This window comes from Nocardia sp. NBC_00511 (genome assembly GCF_045161165.1).
GTDB lineage: Bacteria > Actinomycetota > Actinomycetes > Mycobacteriales > Mycobacteriaceae > Nocardia.
The window spans coordinates 371,526-387,373 of the sequence record NZ_CP107849.1; the positions used below are offsets into that span (position 1 = coordinate 371,526).

Below are 15,848 nucleotides of genomic sequence, written 5' to 3' on the forward strand. Positions count from 1 at the left end.
AGCTCGTACGGTCTCGGCGAACGTGCGCTCGGCGGCCGACAGACTGGAGCCAAGTTCTTGAAACTCTCCGCGTGGCGGCAAGTTGCTTCTCCCCCATCAGAATTGACCTAGCTAGCCTGCCACCGATTGCCGCCCAGGTTCCTGGTTTTGCTGGCGGCCACTGTCCACCGTTCATGGACACACGGCTCTTCCGTCCGCCGGTCGGGTGCGGTTCCCTTGAATGGAACCGGGACGCGGCCGGACGGCTGCGGCATCGTCCCCGGCCGGTATTGCTTGCGGATGTGAAAGGTTGGATGCTGATGCCTGCGCCGTCTTGGGAGGACCCGAAACTCGGCACGATGAAGCGAGTGGCACTCTGGCTTGTTCAAGAAGTCGGAGTCGGGGCGATGTTCACGAAGACGCAGCTCCGTGAGGCATTTCCGGAAACCTCGCAGATCGACCGGCGAATGCGGGACCTGCGTGACTTCGAGTGGCGGATCGACACCAATCGTGAGGACCCGACGCTCGGATCTCACGAACAGCGCTTTGTCATCCAGGGGGCCCCGGTCTGGGAGCCCGGCAAGGCGACACGGAAGACCGGCGTAACGGTTACCGCCAGCGAGCGGCACACGCTGTTGATGCGAGACGGGCACAAGTGCCGCTCGTGCGGAATCGGCCCCGGCGAGCAATATCCGGGGACCTATGTTGCCTCGCAGCTCGACGTAGCGCGCAGGCCGGTGCGGCAGTCCGGCGGCGGTACCGCAGTGGAGCTGATCATCGAGTGCAACCGCTGCCGCGTAGGTGGCCGGGATCTGACTGCGGACCTGCAGGACGTCCTCTCTCGTATCGAGCAGTTGCCGTTCTACGAACGGAAGATGCTCGCCGACTGGGTAAGTCGCGATGTACGGAACTTCAGCGAGACCGAAGCCCTGTGGACTGCGTACCGTACTTTGCCGGCGGACTCCAGGGACAAGGTCCGTGAAGCTTTGGCCACGCTGGACGGGTGAGGCCGCGAAGGTCGGGGACGACCTGTCGCTGAATCCCCATGGCACAAGTAATTTTCGGCCCGACCAGAACATGTTCTTCGAGGAGAATCCAGATATGTCTACGGATTACGGCTTTCCTCCCGCTGCCGACGCGACTCGCGTGACGGTCGAGGCACGTTTGCGTGAGCAGCATCAAAAGGGCGGTGTAGCTGAGACTTTGACAGTCGAGTGGCGAGGTGCCCCGCTGCATATTCAGGTGATCGATATGCCTCTGAGCTCCCTGGTGTATAACCCCGAAACCCATCGGATCCGCGCGCAGCGTAGCTATGACCCGAAGCGTGACGCGATTCTCGCGGCAGATCCCTGGAGCCAGGAAAGCCAGGACTATCTCCGCTACCTGCTGACGATTCGCCCCTCGGATCCGGAACATCGTGACCCGGATTTCGACAAGCTCAAGGAAAGCCTGGACGAGCACAAGCAGAATGAGCCGGGCCTCATCACTCACGAGGGGGTGCTGGTCAACGGCAACACCCGCTGCGCTGCGCTGCGCGAACTCAACACCACCTCCAACATGCGCGTAGGTGTTTTGCCGGCGAGCTGTACGTGGGATGACATCAACGATGTCGAACTGTCGCTTCAGCTGCGGCAGGACAAGCGCCGGGACTACTCCTACATCAACCGCCTGCTCGCCATCGAAGAGCAGCGCAATCAGCTCAACCGGGACCTCACGGTCATCGCCAAAGCTTTCCGCACCGACACGAAGTCGGTCGAACGTGACCTGTGGGTGCTCGCGCAGTTGCGAGATCTGATCGCGCGCAGCAAGATTGGCGCCGGGCCGTCACTGCGACTGATGGACCTCGAGCGCTCTCAGGAGAAGCTCGCCGAGCTCTATCGTGCTTACGACAAAGAGCAGGCCAAGAACAAGGAGCGTGCCGACCTACTCAAGGAAGCTCGTCTGGCGGCAATCGTGCTCGACTTCGCGAAGACCGATATCCGTTACATCGAACCGGATTTCCAGAGCCGGTATTTGGACAAGGTGCTTCCGGAAGAGTTCAAGTCGGGAGGTAGTGCCGCTCCTACGACTGTCACCATCCCTGGACTGAACCGCGATGTGAAGGCGGCAGGCGCGAATGTTCTTGCTGCCCGCGGACTGACCGACAGGTTGCTGCAAGCAAAGGCGGTCGAAGCGGCCGGTGAGCAAGTAGCGCCTGCCGAGCACGCCGCCGCCCTGGAGGTGATTGCTTCGTTCAAGGGAGCGTTCGACGAGGCCATTGATACTGCGGGTCGTGAGGCTCGGTTGCGGAAGAAGCGCCTGGCGGCCCCGGACCGGGTCAACGACGCATGTAGAGATCTCGAGCAGTCGATCACCGATGTAGTGATGTCACGGGGCAATTCCAGCCTCGACGAGGGAGCGTTCGACGACGCCCTAGGGCAGCTGCGGACTGTTCTCGGCCTGCTGGCGGTCGAAGCGCGGCGGAGCATCGAGCTCCCCGGCAATGGCCTGGCATGGCTGATCTCCGCAGTCGGCGACGAGCATTCGCACTCATGACCGAACTTGGTAGCAGGCCATCTCTGAGACTCGGTTTCGACGTAACACGCACGCGGGTAGAGCTTCGGGCATTGCCCGGGCTACAGGACGACTTCGCGCAACTTACGGCGCGCATTGCCACCAGCGGGCAGCGTGGACCGGTGTCCGCAGAAGTCGACCTCGACGATTTCCTGGTGAATCTCAGTGAGCTGGCGTCCTGGACCCATCCCGGAGTCGACTGGGACTCCGACCTCATGGCCCTCGTCAACGGTGTCCTGGATGATTCCGATTCGGTCCAGCGCAGTCTCGAAGCCAGCCCCGGCGGGCCGACCGGAGAAGTCGAATCCGAAGATGTTGCAGGGCTTCTGGGCAAGGCCTGGATTGCCGATCTCACGCAGTTTCAGCGTCGTGACATCGCTCGGTTGCTCTCGCTGCGGCATGGCGCCAACTTCAGCGTCCCCGGAGCTGGCAAGACCCGGGTTGCACTCGCGGTATATGCAGCGATGCGTGAACGTGCCGAAGCCGAGCGGCTTTTGGTCGTGGGACCGAAGTCCGCGTACGAATCGTGGGAGTACGAGAGCTCGGTTTGTTTCCGGCAATCGCCTCGTGTGGCTGTGACCGGGCGGAACGACGATCCGCTTGCCGAGATTCGTATCGTCAACTACGAACGGCTCGAACGCTCGCTGGGAAACCTTGCCGCATGGTTACGGTCGGCACCCTCGATGGTGGTACTCGATGAAGCACACCGCATGAAGCTCGGGGCCAGCGGCGCATATGGTTCCGCATGCCTCGCCCTGGGGCCACTGGCTGACAGGCGCTTGATTCTAACCGGGACGCCGGCGCCGAACGGTGCGAAGGACTTGGAGAATTTGCTGTCCTTCGTATGGCCCGGGCACGGAAAGCGGGTCGTCACAGAGGCTGTCGGTGGCGGAGATCTGGCGCACGCCAGTACCGTTCTGCGGCCGTTGTTCACTCGTACGACCAAGCATGAGCTGGGCTTGCCACCCTTCGAACCGAAGGTTCGGTACTTGGATATGCCGCCGGTCCACGCAGAGATCTACGAGGCGCTGAAGGGCAACTTCTCCGCCCGCGCCGAGGGATCACGGGGCAATATCGAGGGCCTCGGCAAGGCCATGCTGAGGCTCTTGATGGCCGCTACCAGCCCGGCACTGTTGCTCGAAGGGGCCAGCAGGTATGAACCCCTGGAGTACCAGCTCCCGCCTTTGACTCCTGCGCCGGGAGACTCGCTGTACGAGCTCCTCCGGAACCTTCCGCAATACGAACTGTCACCGAAATACCAAGAGACACTGAAGATCGTCTCGGACAACGCCAATAGCGGGCGTAAGACGCTCATCTGGACGACGTTCGTCCGGAGTCTCACCACCCTGGAGAAATTGCTGGAAGGCTATGCGCCAGCTGTGGTTTACGGCGGCACCGCGGACCGCGAGGACCAGCTGCGGCGCTTTCGTGAGGATCCGAATTGCCATGTGCTGATTTCGAATCCGGCGACACTGGGTGAGGGGATCAGCCTTCACCACGTGTGCCATGACGCTGTCTACGTGGACCGGGATTTCCTCGCCGGCCGGTTCTTGCAGAGCTTGGATCGGATCCATCGTCTGGGACTGGCTCCCGGTACCGAGACACGGGTGACGATCCTCGCAACTCGCAATACCGTCGATGAGGTGGTCCGGGTTCGGCTCGAGGAGAAGCTCGAGTTCATGGGACGGATCCTCGATGATCCCGGCGTCCAGCAACTGGCCGACCTTCAAGAAGAGCCAGCCGCCGGAGTGGGGATGGACGCGGCTGACGTGCGTGCATTGCTGCGACATCTCGACGCGTCCACGGGATAGGTATCGGCCGGTCCTTAGATCGGCTCTGCCTGCTTTGTGGATTGGGAAACTCAGGGGTTGGACAGCCTGCCTTCGCTGTCCCGCGCAACCGCCCACCACTAGCCTGCATCGCGCGGTCCGAATATGTCTCCGGCAGAGGGTGGTTCAGCAGTTTCGGCTCAGTACATCGGTGCCGGACACAAGTCTTGTGCACCGGCTGCACTTTGAGTCGCGACGACTTGGCTGGGAAGGGTTAGCGTGGGCTATGGCTGCTGATCAGGAACCGCCCGTTATCGCTGGGGTACGCCGGAGCTTCGTCAAGGCTCGAGGAGTCCGATTTCATGTGAGTGAGGCCGGGGAGGGGACGCCGGTGTTGGCGTTGCATGGGTGGCCTCAGCATCACTACACGTATCGGGATCTGTTGGGGGATCCGCCGGAGGGGATGCGGGTTATTGCGCCGGATCTGCCGGGGTATGGGTGGTCGGGGGCGGCGCCGCATCGGTGGGCGAAGGAAGACGTGGCTAGTGATTTGTTGGCGTTGATGGATGCGTTGGGGTTGAAGGAAGATGTCTTGCTTGTTGGGCATGACTGGGGTGGGTGGGTTGGGTTTCGGATGATCCTCAGGGAGCCGGAGCGGTTCAGGGGGTACCTCGTTGGGAACATTGCGCATCCTTGGTCGCCGCCGGGGGTGGTGGCTCGGCATGCCTGGCGGATCCTGGCTTATCAGCCGTTGATGGCGAGTGTGGGGGTGCCACTTCAGCGGCGGACTCGGTTCCTCGAGTGGTTGATCGGGTCGGCTGCGAAGGGGGAGAACAGGTTTGATCGGGAGACCATCGAGATCTTTGCGGAACGCTTTCGGGATCCGGTGGTGGCGCGGAGTGGGCGGGATACGTATCGGACGTTCTTGACTCGGGAGGTGCCTGCGGCGGTGCGGAATCCGGAGCGGCGGCGGGCTACGGTGCCGGTGCGGGCGTTGTTCGGGAAAGATGATGCGGCGGTGCATTATTCGTTGGCGGCGGCGCAGACTGCTCGGGCGGATGATTACACGCTCGAGTTGGTGGAGAGGTGTGGGCATTTCATTGTGGATGAGCGGCCGGAGTTGGTGCGGGAGCGGTTGATTGCGTTGGCTGCGGAGACCGCGACAGAGTAGGGATGCGCTGGGGGTGGGCGGTGCTGGGGGTGGGCGATGGGCCTATTCCTGCAAACGGTGTAGCTGATTGTCAGGAAACTGACTGGGGGAGGGTGGGTTTGCAGGGATAGGCCCATCAGGGGTGCCAGTGGGTGTGGCGGCGGTGGCGGATTGCTCGGGCTGCTTCGTCGGCGCAGCGGGGGAGGTGCTGGTAGATGTCGGCGGCGGCGTAGCGGAGGATGAGCCAGCCTTCGAGGGCCAGGGCGTTCTGGCGGCGGCGGTCGTGGCGGAAGGCTGCGGGGGTGGAGTGGAATTCGCGGCCGTCGATTTCGATGATGGTGGCGGAGCGTTCGTCCACGAAATCGCAGCGGTATGGGCCGATGGGATGGTTGGGGAGCAGGCGGATGCCGCGGGTGGTCATGGCGCGGGCGAACAAGCGCTCGGGTTCTGAGGCGAAACAGGATGCGGCGGTGTGGAGTTGGGTTCGCAGGGCGCGAGAGCCGGGCAGACCGGTGTGGCAGAGGGCGAGTACGTCCTGGGGGAAGACGGTGTGGCCGACGTTGTGGTCGATCAAGGCTGCTGCTTCGGATTTCGGCAGGACCGTCAGGCAATCGAGCAGCGTTCGGGCCGGGACTGTCATGCGCAGATCGGCGGTGTCGTCGATCGATTCGGGGGCGAGGTTGCGGCGGTAGAGCCGCAGCCACGGGGGCGGCCGGCGATAGACACCGGTCGGAACCGTGGCCTCGATTCGCGGGGGTTCGGACAGCATGCCGTGGATCCAGGCCGCGGTGCGGTGGCTCAGCACGGCGGCGGGGATCCAGGCGATGACCGCTCGGCATTTCAGCACCGTGGTCGGTTCCGTGGTGCAGTACACGCCCGGAAGCAGGCGGGTGTAATGGCCGCTTCGGCACCTGTTGTCGATGGTGCTGATGGGGACGCCTGCTGCGCGCAGTTCGGCTCGGGTGCGAATCATGGTGCGAGCGTGCCAGAGTCGCGATCGTGGCAACCGGTGATGAGCAGGCCGATCGCGTGGAGTGTGGATAACTGCGAGGGTGTGGAATTCGCCCGGGCCCTCTGGGCGATCGGCATCAGCCGGGCATCACAGCTGGGCGAGGATGCCCCACGATCCTTCGAATGTTGCGCCGGGGGCCAAGTGGATCAGGTCTATGCCGGTGTTGAAGGCGTTGGCGGGGCAGGTCATCGGTTCTACCGCCAGGGCGGTGCGGCGGAGGGCCGGTGGGAGGCCGTCGGCCGTGTACAGCTGGAGCCAGGGGTGGGCGGGGTCGGCCCAGAGGGTTACGGTGCGGCCGGCTCCGGTGAGGTGGACCTCGGAGTGGGTGGGGTTGGTGACGGGTATGGCGTGGGCTGAGCCGTGGGTGGTGAAGGCCGTGTCGAGGTGGAGCGGACCGAGCGGGGTGGGGAGGTCGTAGGGGGAGCCGGCGACGGGAAGTGGTGGGCCGGAAGGGATCATGCGCGGGTCGACCGGTTGGTAGTGGGTGGTGGGGAGGGAGACGGTGCATTCGTCTACGGGGATGCCGACGGTCAGGTATGGGTGGGCGCCGTGGCCGTACGGGGCTGGGACCGGGCCGCGGTTCGTTGCTGTGATGGTGACGGTGAGGCCCGGAGCTGTGGCCGAATTCAGGGTGCTCACCGGTTGAGCTGCGGTGGCGGCCAAGGCATATCGGGCGGTGAGGTCCAGGCGGAAGGGGTAGCCGGGGCGGCCCAGTAGGCGGTGGCCGAGGGTTACGGCGGATTCGGTGATCTCCAGCAGGGACCAGGACTCCCAGCGGGTGAGGCCGTGGATGGCGTTGTCGAGGGCGGCTTCGGTGATGGGGAGCTTCTGGGCGGTGCCGTCGAAGGTGTACTCGCCGTGGTCGATTCGGTTAGGCCAAGGGATGAGGAGTTGGCCTGCGGCGGCGGGAGTGAGTTGGTCGGGGTCGTGTTCCAGGATCAGGGGGATCCCGCCGCGGCGGAGCGACCGCAGCGCGGCGCCTTGCTCTGTGATGACGGCGGTGTAGTCGCCGGAGGTGATCGTGTACTGGCTCCCGGTCAGCGTCATGACGCCCATTGTGGTCGAGCCTGAATCGAATGGGGTGATCCGCGCAGTGCGGGCCGCGTTCGGTCACGATGTGCCGTGGGGGAGCCGGTCCGCCGCGGCGAGCGAACACGGTGCCGCGAATTTCGAAGGCGTCGAGCGCAAGCGCGGTCAGTGCCAGTGGACCACGCTGCCGAGATCGGCGCGGGTGGTGCGGAAGCTGTTGGCGGCGTGGTCCTCATCGGAGTAGCCGAAGGAGATGCCCGCGACGACCTGCCGCTCGGCGGGAATGTCGAACCATTCGCGGATGAACGGGGAGTAGGTGGCCAGGGCGGCCTGGGGGGCTGTTGCCACGCCGAGGCTCTGGGCGGCGAGCAGGAACGACGTCAGGTAGAGGCCGCAGTCGACCGCGCCGTAGGGACCCAGGTCGGATTCGGTGGTCACGATCGCGACGTGGGGCGCGTCGAAGAGTTCGAAGTTGCGCAGCATTTGGCGGAGCGAACCGGCATGGTCGCCACGGGGGACGCCGACCGCGGTGTAGAGGGCCGCGCCGCACTCCTTGCGACGATCGCGGAAGACGCCGGTGTACGCGGCGGGGAAGGGGATGTCGGATTCGGGAGCCGCGCTGGAAGCGTAGTCCAGCAACGCTTTTCGGAACCTGTCGGTGGCGTCGGGCTCGGCGGTGACGTGCAGCTGCCACGGCTGGGTGTTGCACCAGGAGGGGGTCAGCTGGGCTACCCGCAGGATCTGCTCGATGGTGGCGTGTGGTACCGGGTCGGGGCGGAAGGCTCGGCAGGTGTGGCGGTCGGCGAGCAGGGATTCGAGTGCGGTGAAGCGGCCGGCCGGGGGTGCGCTGTCGGGGTGGGTGGTGAGCGGGCTGGGCATGGCATCCCCTTTCATGTGGTCTCGTTTTGAGACCGCTGCAATTCGGTCTCATATTAGGACCGGATCGCTAGGATGGGAAGATGCGCTACGAGGAATTGGCCGATGAGCCCTGCTCGATCACGCGGTCCCTGGTGGTGTTCGGGGATCGGTGGACGCTGCTGATCCTCAAGGCCGCGTTCTCAGGAGTGCGGCGGTTCAACGGGTTCCAGTCGTATCTCGGGATCAGCAAGGGGCGGTTGCTGGATCGGCTGGATCGGCTTGTGGAGCACGGGATTCTGGAGAAGCGCCACGCCGAGGTGGGGGCGCACGAGGAGTATCGGCTCACCGCCAAGGGGCATGACGTGTACCCGATTCTGATGGCGTTCCGGGATTGGGGAGACGCGCACATGGCCCCGGATGGGCCGCCGGTGTACTACCGGCATCGGGAGTGTGGGGGCGAGGGACATGTGCGCCTCGAATGTGACCGGTGCGGAAACGAACTCACCGCGCGGGACGTCACCCCCGAGGCGGGGCCTGGGATGGCGGCCGCTGCGCGCTGACCGCAACGCTGCGCGCTGAGCTCGGTCACGGCGGACTTGATCTGACCTGCCTCAGGTTTCGGTCATATCGGGCACGGGAATGGTTCGGCTCGCTGTTTGACGTGCGCGGTTCGGCGTGTGTGGCATGGTCGGGGCGCCGCGTCCCGCTAGGGTGACGGCGGCTTATCGGCGTGCCCGGGTAGAAATTGGTCAAGTGACCGACTAGTCTGCGGAAAACCTGAAGTGAGCGGGTTCACCCTTCGGTGGGTGCGAACCGGTGGTTCGCGGCGCCGTGGTGCGAGAAGTGAGGTAGCGATGTCACTGTCCCGACGGTCCGTGCTGGTCGGCGCTGCGGTGGGCGGCGTGGGTGTCGGCGCGGTGTTCGCGGCGAATGCTGTTGGGGCGCAACCGCTCCGGCATCGCGACGCGGGGCAGGGGTATCAGGTCGGGGTCGGGATCGCCGATATCACCGGGGCCGTCGCTGGCCAGGGGATGATGGGGTACTCCGAGGCCGATCAGGTCACGACGGGGCTGCTGACGCGATGTTTCGCGCGCGCCTACATCATCGTCGACCAGGCGACGGGAGATCGGGTCGCGTTCGTCAACACCGACAACGCCTGCCTGTTCCAGTCGGTGCACCTGGTGGTCATGCAGCAGCTCGCGCAGCGCTACGGAGGGCTCTACACCGAGCGCAACGTCAACCTCAACGCGACGCACAACCACAACTCCTGCGGCGGCAGCGCGCGGGAGTACGCATACTCGCTGGCGGCCATGGGATTTCAGCAGAACTCCCATGACGCCGAGGTCAACGGCATCGTGGCGGCCATCGTCAACGCGCACGACAACCTCGCGCCGGGCACCATCATGCTCGGGCACGGCGAACTGCACGACGCCAGCGCCAACCGCTCCCGCGTCGCCTTCGAGTTGAATCCGGACGCGGACAAGGCCGAATTCCCGAACGCCATCGATCCCAAGATCACGGTGCTCAAACTGCGGCAGGGCGGCCGGGACGTCGGGGCCATCACCTGGTTCGCCACCCACGGCACCTCGCTGACCGACCGCAACACCCTCATCTCCGCCGACAACAAGGGCTACGCCAGCTACCGCTGGGAGCACGACGAGATGGGCGTGCGGCACCTGGACGGACCGCCGCGTTTCGTGGCCGCCTTCCCGCAGACCAACCCGGGCGATATGACGCCCAACCTGTGGCTGCGGCCCATGCATCCGGGCGGACCCACCGAGGACAGCCGCACCAACTGCGCGATGATCGGCGAACGCCAATATCAGGCGGGCCGTGCGGCTTTCGACGGCGCCAGCCCGATGAGCAGCGGCGGCGTCGACGCGGTCCTGCACTACGTGGACCTCTCCGACACCGCCATCGACGGCGCCTACACTCCCGATGGCAAGCCCGCCCGCACCTCGCCCGCCATGATGGGCGCGGCCGCCATGGCCACCAGCACCGAGGACAACTGGAATTCGCAGCTGTCGTTCCTGCAGGAGGGCGACTCGAATCCGATGGTCGCGGCGCTGGGCGGGCTCAACTCGCCGATCGAGGACTGGATGCGAGATGTCCAGGCCCCCAAGCTGATCCTGGCTCCGCTCGGCATCCTGCCGCCGCGGCCGTGGGTGCCGCAGATCGTGCCGTTGCAGCTGATGCGCATCGGTGATCTGGTGCTGGCCTCCGGGCCGTCGGAGTACACGGTGGTGTCCGGGCTCCGGATTCGCCGCATCGTGTCGCGGGCGCTCAATGTGCCGATCGAAAACGTACTCGTGCAAGGCTATTCGAACGGTTACTGCGGTTACGTGACCACTCCGGAGGAGTACGCCAGCCAGCAGTACGAGGGCGGTGAAACCCTGTACGGCCGCTGGACCCTGTCCGCGCACATGCAGGAATTCGACCGTCTGGCACAGGCTTTGGCCGCCCGCGTCGACCTCGGCCGGGGCCCGGCACCCCTGGACTGGACCTTCGGCCTGCAACCCAACCTGCTCGGTGCCGTCCCCGCCGATGTACCGCAACCGGGCCATGCCTACGGCGACGTCCTCGCCCAGCCCGACGCGAATTACCCCACCGGCCAAACCGTTTCGGTCGATTTCGTCGGCGCGCACCCCAACAACAACCTGCACCCCGACGGCACCTACTTCGAGGTCCAGCGCGCGAACGGCGACAACTGGAGCCGCGTCCACGACGACAACGACTGGTGCACCGAACTGCACTGGTTCCGCCCCGACGGCCAGCCCGCCGCCTCCACCGTCCGCATCCAGTGGACCGTCCCCGACGACGCCGCGGGCCGCTACCGCATCCAGTACACCGGCGACAGCCGGGACGCGGGCGGCGCGATCTCCCAATTCACTGGCACCTCAGCAGAATTCGTGATCGGCTGAGTCCATGTTCGTACGCACGGCCGAAGCTGAAGACGAGAAGTTCCTGTGGGCGATGCTTTTCGAAGCGTCCTACGCCAGGTCGCAGGGCATGGTGTCGCCCGATGACCTCCGTGAGGTGCCCACCCTGGTGCGCTACGTGCACGGCTTCGGCGCACCCGGAGACCTCGGTGTGGTCGGCGGTTCGGACGGCGTCCTGCTGGGCGCGGCCTGGCTGCGGCTGCACGACCGCGCCAACGCGGGATACGGCTTCGTCGATGACGCCACCCCGGAACTATCCATCGGCGTCGCCCCGGAGAGCCGCGGCACCGGACTGGGCACGGCCCTCATGTCCGAGCTCCTCGAGCACGCTCGCGTGACCTACCCCGCCGTGAGTTTGAGTGTGCGCCTGGAGAATCCGGCCCGCAGGCTCTATCAACGGCTCGGCTTCACGGACGTCCCCGCCACCGAACACATCAACCGCGGCGGAACAACCAGCGTCACCATGCTGTTGCGATTCACCTGACCGCTCGCACTCCACCGGCGGCATGAGCGCTACCGAGGCGTGGATAGAGAACTCCTACATCGGGCCTCATCTCCTCGTGACCGGACTCGCGCGAGCTCGATTTCGCACGCCGTGACCGCCAGGGAGCGAAGAACATTGCTGACGGCGCCGAGCTGTGCGTTCACCGGTAGGGAGAGAGCGGCGTGCAAATGGGCGATGATTGGCTGGGCCTGCCGATTCGCCGGGAGGGGGTCTCCTCGACAGGACCGCGGGTTACGCGCCTGGGGGCAGGTCGAATTCGAGGTGTCCCGGGGCGAGGTAGTCGTCGCGGTCGACGAGCATGCGGAGGTCGGGGCGGGTGGCTTCGGGCATGCGGGAGAGTTCCGCGTGCAGTGGTGAGCGGAAGGCTTCGCCGCGGGCGGTGATGAGGGGGAACCAATTGTCGTGGTGGTTGGGGACGAACACCTTCGGGCGCAGGGCGTCGATGTAGCTGCGGGGGTCGCGCAGGCCGTTGGTGAACTGGTTGTAGCCCTGGACCGCGCCGATGTGGACGTCCGACGGCGGAAGGGTGCGCAGGATGTCGAGGACCGCCGGGGCCTTGTCCAGCAGCGGGCCGGAGGAGTCGTGCCAGGTGAGGGTGAAGCCGCGGAAGCGGAACTGGTAGAGGAGAACTCCGCCCTCGGGGGCGAGGAGGTTGCGGGCCAGGTGGCCGCCGTCGGCCAAAGTCGGTGGGTGGGTGCGGATGTCGCACAGGCAGGGGCGGGGGCGGATCGGGGCGGAGGCTTCGGGGCCCTCGTGGCGGGGGGTGCGGGCGGAGTGGAGGTGGCGGACGGCGGTCACCTCGAGGCCGGGGGCGAGTTCGAAGTCGTAGCGTTCGCCGGGGGCGGAATCGTCGGAACCCAGCTCCTTGCAAGGCAATTCGGCTCCACCGACCTGCTTGCGAGCGGTCGCGCAGTGCGAGGGGGTGCCGTGCAGGGTCGCGCCGCTGGCCTGCGTGATGGGACCGGCGTCGGCGGCGTGGTCGAAGTGGCCGTGCCCGATGAAGATCGCGGTCGGCGCGAGGGCGGCGACCTCGTCGGGGGTGGTGGGCACGTAGCCGGAGGTGACTCCGCGCGGGACCCACGCATCGAGCAGGAACACCGTGCCGCCCATGGCGATCGCGAAACTTGCGCAACCGAACCATGAGACCAGCACCCGATCCTCGGGCAGCGCACCGGTGTCCGGATCCACCGCCGTCCCGAAGAAGCGCTGACGTGCGGTGATGGTCAGAGTGTCGGTCACCGTATCCCCTTGCCTCGCGTCCGGGTGTCACCCCGCCGTCGCCCGCATTCTGCCTGGGCGCGATCTCCCTGTCACCCGGCTGGCGGCTGCGGGTCACGTACCGGACGCAGTGCGCGCCCGCGGAGACTTCAGATGGCTTGCGGGTGACGGGAAGTGAACGCCCGAATCGGGTCGGAATGGGGCGCTTGCAGTCTCGCAGAGGTAACCGAGACCTTGCCGTTGCTTTGGGCTACCGGTCGGTGAATCCTGGAATCACACCGTGACGAAGCAGTAGGTAAATGTTCAGCCCGTTGTTAATCAAACAGCGTTGCATCGAATTAAGAGGTAGCTGAACGAAGGCTACCAGTAGGGCAATTGGGGGCCCGTCATCATGTACACCGAAGTGCAGGTGGCCGCGGCAGATCGCGAAGACCACAAGTACACCATGCGAATCAGCAGGCTGGCGATCGACAAACTCGGTATCCGGCTCTACGACCGGGTTTCGGCGGTGCTCGCCGAACTCATCGCCAACTCCTACGACGCCGATGCCACCGAGGTGGAAGTGGTGCTGCCCTGGGGCATCACCCTGGCCGGAACCGTCAGGGCCGCAGGCGAACCCGCCTACGAGATCATCGTCAGCGACAACGGTCACGGCATGACCGCCGCCGAGGTCAACGAGCACTACCTGATGGTGGGCTCCGACCGGCGGGTGCGCACCGGATCGGATCTGTCGCGCGAGCGACGCCGACCGGTCATGGGGCGCAAGGGAATCGGGAAGCTCGCGGCCTTCGGCATCTGCCGCACCATCGAGGTGGTGACCGCGGGCAGCAACACCGGGGACCGGACGCCGCTGGGCTGGCCGGTCGCGCACATCGTGATGGACCTGGGCGACATGCTCTCCGACACCGAGAGCGACTACTTCCCGCGTCCGGGCGAGCTGGACGGCTCCTTCACCGCCAAGCGCGGCACCACCATCATCCTGCGCAATTTCCTTCGCAAGCGGGTGAATACGGGCACCGAGCTGAACCGGCAGTTGGCCTCGCGCTTCGGCATCGAGCGCACCGACTGGCGGGTGGAGGTGCGCAACGCGGCCGGACCGGAGAGCTTCATCCTGAGCCAGTTGCCCATCGACGTCATGGAGGAGACGCGCGTCGACGTCGGCCGGGTGCCGGTGCGCTACGGTCGGCAGTTCCTGCCCGTCACCGGATGGATCGCCTACTCCAAGCATCCCTACCGAGACGACGCCATGGCCGGGGTGCGCATCTACGCGCGCGGCAAGATCGTCGCGCAGACAAGGGATTTCGGGATCTCCTCCGGATTCACCGGCGAGTTCAAACTGCGCTCCTACCTGGTCGGCGCGATCAATGTGGACTGGCTCGACGACGAGGACGATCTGGTCCGCTCCGACCGCCAGGACATCATGTGGAGCTCCCCGCGCGGCGAGGCCCTCGCCCAGTGGGGGCGCGCGCTGATCAAGGAGATCGGCCGCCTCGGTGAGAAATCCATTCGGCGGCGGGTGTGGGAGGAGTTCGTCGAACGCTCCCGCATCCACGAAACCCTCGACGCCATCGCGCCGGGCGACCGCCTGTTCCGCGACTCGGTGCTGGAGGCCGCGCGAATCCTGGTGGCGCACAAGGACCGTGCCGCCCTCGACGATCCCGGGCACATCGAGAACATGCTGCGCTTGGCACTGTCGCTGGGCCCGCAGCGCAGCCTGCTGGAAACCCTCAAGGAGATCGCGGAGGAGGGCGACACGCAACTCGATGTGGTGGTCGCGCTGTTCGAACGCGCCCGGATCGCCGAGATCTACTCCCTGGGCCAGATCGCCAGTGAACGCGTCGCCGTCGTGGACCGGCTGCGCGGCCTCATCGACGACCGCCGCTCCCTGGAACGCCCCTTCCAGGAGCTGATCGAAAGCGCCCCTTGGCTGCTCGCGCCGGAGTGGACGCCGCTGGGCATGAACGAATCGCTCAAGCGGGTGCGCGCCAGCTTCGAACGCTGGTATCTGCAGCGCTTCGGCACGCCACTGGTGACCTCCACCATCGGCAGCCCGAAACGCGAACCCGACTTCGTCATGCTGCACGATTCCGGCGAACTGTGGGTCGTCGAGATCAAGCGGATGGACTATCACCTCACCGACGAGGAATACAACCGGGCGGTCAACTATCTCTACGAACTCGACCACTTCCTCGACGAGAATCCGCGCATCGGAGCACAATTCCCGCGCCGCCGCCTGACCTTCATCGTCGACCACATCGACCGACTGGGTCCGGCGTCGATCTCCTCGCTGGTCAGCGACCAGCGGGTGGACCGCCGCACCTGGCGGGAACTGCTGGACTCCACCCTGCGCGCGCACCGCGACTTCCTCGAACGCGTCTATGCCATGCGGGGTTCCGAGGAGGGCAGCGGAGATGGCACCGGGCGCGAGGAGACCCGCGCGGGGTAGTCGTGATGCGCTCGCGGCGTGGCGGGCGATAACGGAGGCGGGAACCATCGAGGGTGGTGCCCGCCCACCGCGGCCGCCGTGACACCATGGATCGCGGCGTGGGGGCGTGAGAGTTTCCGACGGTCGAAGAGGTTCAGTTGATGGTGCACGGCACGGTGAAGTGGTTCGACAGCGCGAAGGGCTTCGGCTTCATCAGCCCCGACGGCGGCGGGCCCGACGTGTTCGTGGAGTACACCGCCGTCGAGGGCCAGGGCTTCCGATCGCTGGCCGAGGGCCAGCGGGTCGAATTCGAGGTGCGCCGCAGCAAGCCCGGCCCGGAGGCGTTGATCGTCCGGGTCATCGCCCGCTGACCCGTCCCCGGTCCGGGTGTCGCGGGCGATGCCGAGAAAT

General features: G+C 65.8%; 13 protein-coding genes. 9 read left to right on the top strand and 4 right to left on the bottom strand.

Annotated elements, in window-relative coordinates; all coding sequences use genetic code 11:
• Positions 1 to 173 precede the first annotated feature (173 nt).
• From OG300_RS01780 to OG300_RS01795, 4 genes are all read left to right on the top strand, one after another.
• Positions 174 to 986, top strand: a complete 813-nt coding sequence (locus OG300_RS01780) for a hypothetical protein (protein WP_405491426.1) — start codon at positions 174 to 176, stop codon at positions 984 to 986.
• The gene (locus OG300_RS01785) at positions 958 to 2,514 is read left to right on the top strand and encodes a transcriptional regulator (protein WP_405491428.1); all 1,557 of its coding nucleotides are present in this window, start codon (positions 958 to 960) and stop codon (positions 2,512 to 2,514) included. The genes OG300_RS01780 and OG300_RS01785 overlap by 29 nt, the downstream gene beginning before the upstream one ends.
• The gene (locus tag OG300_RS01790) at positions 2,511 to 4,343 is read left to right on the top strand and encodes a DEAD/DEAH box helicase (RefSeq protein ID WP_405491430.1); all 1,833 of its coding nucleotides are present in this window, start codon (positions 2,511 to 2,513) and stop codon (positions 4,341 to 4,343) included. Before OG300_RS01785 ends, OG300_RS01790 begins: the two co-directional genes overlap by 4 nt.
• Before the next feature lie 244 nt (positions 4,344 to 4,587).
• A complete protein-coding gene (locus OG300_RS01795; protein ID WP_405491432.1) occupies positions 4,588 to 5,472 on the top strand; it encodes an alpha/beta fold hydrolase in 885 nt (294 codons plus the stop codon).
• Positions 5,473 to 5,587: 115 nt separating this feature from the next.
• On the opposite strand, the gene OG300_RS01800 is transcribed toward OG300_RS01795, so the two are convergent.
• From OG300_RS01800 to OG300_RS01810, 3 genes are all read right to left on the bottom strand, one after another.
• Entirely contained in the window at positions 5,588 to 6,424 is an 837-nt protein-coding gene (locus tag OG300_RS01800; RefSeq protein ID WP_405491434.1) for a DUF559 domain-containing protein, read from the bottom strand.
• 126 nt (positions 6,425 to 6,550) lie between these two features.
• Entirely contained in the window at positions 6,551 to 7,510 is a 960-nt protein-coding gene (locus OG300_RS01805) for an aldose 1-epimerase family protein (protein WP_405491436.1), read from the bottom strand.
• Positions 7,511 to 7,657: 147 nt separating this feature from the next.
• The gene (locus tag OG300_RS01810; RefSeq protein WP_405498875.1) at positions 7,658 to 8,371 is read right to left on the bottom strand and encodes a nitroreductase; all 714 of its coding nucleotides are present in this window, start codon (positions 8,369 to 8,371) and stop codon (positions 7,658 to 7,660) included.
• 80 nt (positions 8,372 to 8,451) lie between these two features.
• Between OG300_RS01810 and OG300_RS01815 the strand changes: the two genes are divergently transcribed.
• The 3 genes from OG300_RS01815 (at position 8,452) to OG300_RS01825 (ending at position 11,773) form a co-directional block, all read left to right on the top strand.
• On the top strand, positions 8,452 to 8,910 hold the full coding sequence (locus OG300_RS01815) for a winged helix-turn-helix transcriptional regulator (protein ID WP_405491438.1): 459 nt from the start codon (positions 8,452 to 8,454) through the stop codon (positions 8,908 to 8,910).
• 294 nt (positions 8,911 to 9,204) lie between these two features.
• Positions 9,205 to 11,271 (top strand): neutral/alkaline ceramidase, encoded by a 2,067-nt coding sequence (locus OG300_RS01820; protein WP_405491440.1) that lies wholly within the window; start codon positions 9,205 to 9,207, stop codon positions 11,269 to 11,271.
• 4 nt (positions 11,272 to 11,275) lie between these two features.
• On the top strand, positions 11,276 to 11,773 hold the full coding sequence (locus tag OG300_RS01825) for a GNAT family N-acetyltransferase (RefSeq protein ID WP_405491442.1): 498 nt from the start codon (positions 11,276 to 11,278) through the stop codon (positions 11,771 to 11,773).
• A 252-nt stretch (positions 11,774 to 12,025) separates the two neighbouring features.
• Here the strand turns inward: OG300_RS01825 and OG300_RS01830 are convergent, their stop codons facing one another.
• Positions 12,026 to 13,033 carry an MBL fold metallo-hydrolase gene (locus tag OG300_RS01830; RefSeq protein ID WP_405491444.1) on the bottom strand — a complete coding sequence of 336 codons (1,008 nt, stop codon included), beginning with the start codon at positions 13,031 to 13,033 and terminating at the stop codon, positions 12,026 to 12,028.
• 370 nt (positions 13,034 to 13,403) lie between these two features.
• Here OG300_RS01830 and OG300_RS01835 point away from each other — a divergent pair, with 370 nt between their 5' ends.
• Positions 13,404 to 15,458, top strand: coding sequence for an ATP-binding protein (locus OG300_RS01835; RefSeq protein ID WP_405491446.1), 2,055 nt, complete (start codon positions 13,404 to 13,406; stop codon positions 15,456 to 15,458).
• A 140-nt stretch (positions 15,459 to 15,598) separates the two neighbouring features.
• Entirely contained in the window at positions 15,599 to 15,808 is a 210-nt protein-coding gene (locus OG300_RS01840; RefSeq protein ID WP_405491448.1) for a cold-shock protein, read from the top strand.
• Positions 15,809 to 15,848 lie beyond the last annotated feature (40 nt).

What these genes read in the sequence shown, in the direction of transcription:
- OG300_RS01780 (WP_405491426.1), top strand. Translation starts at nt 174, where the DNA reads ATGGACACACGGCTCTTCCGTCCGCCGGTCGGGTGCGGTTCCCTTGAA.
- OG300_RS01795 (WP_405491432.1), top strand. Translation starts at nt 4,588, where the DNA reads ATGGCTGCTGATCAGGAACCGCCCGTTATCGCTGGGGTACGCCGGAGC.
- OG300_RS01825 (WP_405491442.1), top strand. Translation starts at nt 11,276, where the DNA reads ATGTTCGTACGCACGGCCGAAGCTGAAGACGAGAAGTTCCTGTGGGCG.
- OG300_RS01805 (WP_405491436.1), bottom strand. Translation starts at nt 7,510, where the DNA reads ATGACGCTGACCGGGAGCCAGTACACGATCACCTCCGGCGACTACACC.
- OG300_RS01840 (WP_405491448.1), top strand. Translation starts at nt 15,599, where the DNA reads ATGGTGCACGGCACGGTGAAGTGGTTCGACAGCGCGAAGGGCTTCGGC.
- OG300_RS01800 (WP_405491434.1), bottom strand. Translation starts at nt 6,424, where the DNA reads ATGATTCGCACCCGAGCCGAACTGCGCGCAGCAGGCGTCCCCATCAGC.
- OG300_RS01810 (WP_405498875.1), bottom strand. Translation starts at nt 8,371, where the DNA reads ATGCCCAGCCCGCTCACCACCCACCCCGACAGCGCACCCCCGGCCGGC.
- OG300_RS01790 (WP_405491430.1), top strand. Translation starts at nt 2,511, where the DNA reads ATGACCGAACTTGGTAGCAGGCCATCTCTGAGACTCGGTTTCGACGTA.
- OG300_RS01820 (WP_405491440.1), top strand. Translation starts at nt 9,205, where the DNA reads ATGTCACTGTCCCGACGGTCCGTGCTGGTCGGCGCTGCGGTGGGCGGC.
- OG300_RS01835 (WP_405491446.1), top strand. Translation starts at nt 13,404, where the DNA reads ATGTACACCGAAGTGCAGGTGGCCGCGGCAGATCGCGAAGACCACAAG.
- OG300_RS01815 (WP_405491438.1), top strand. Translation starts at nt 8,452, where the DNA reads ATGCGCTACGAGGAATTGGCCGATGAGCCCTGCTCGATCACGCGGTCC.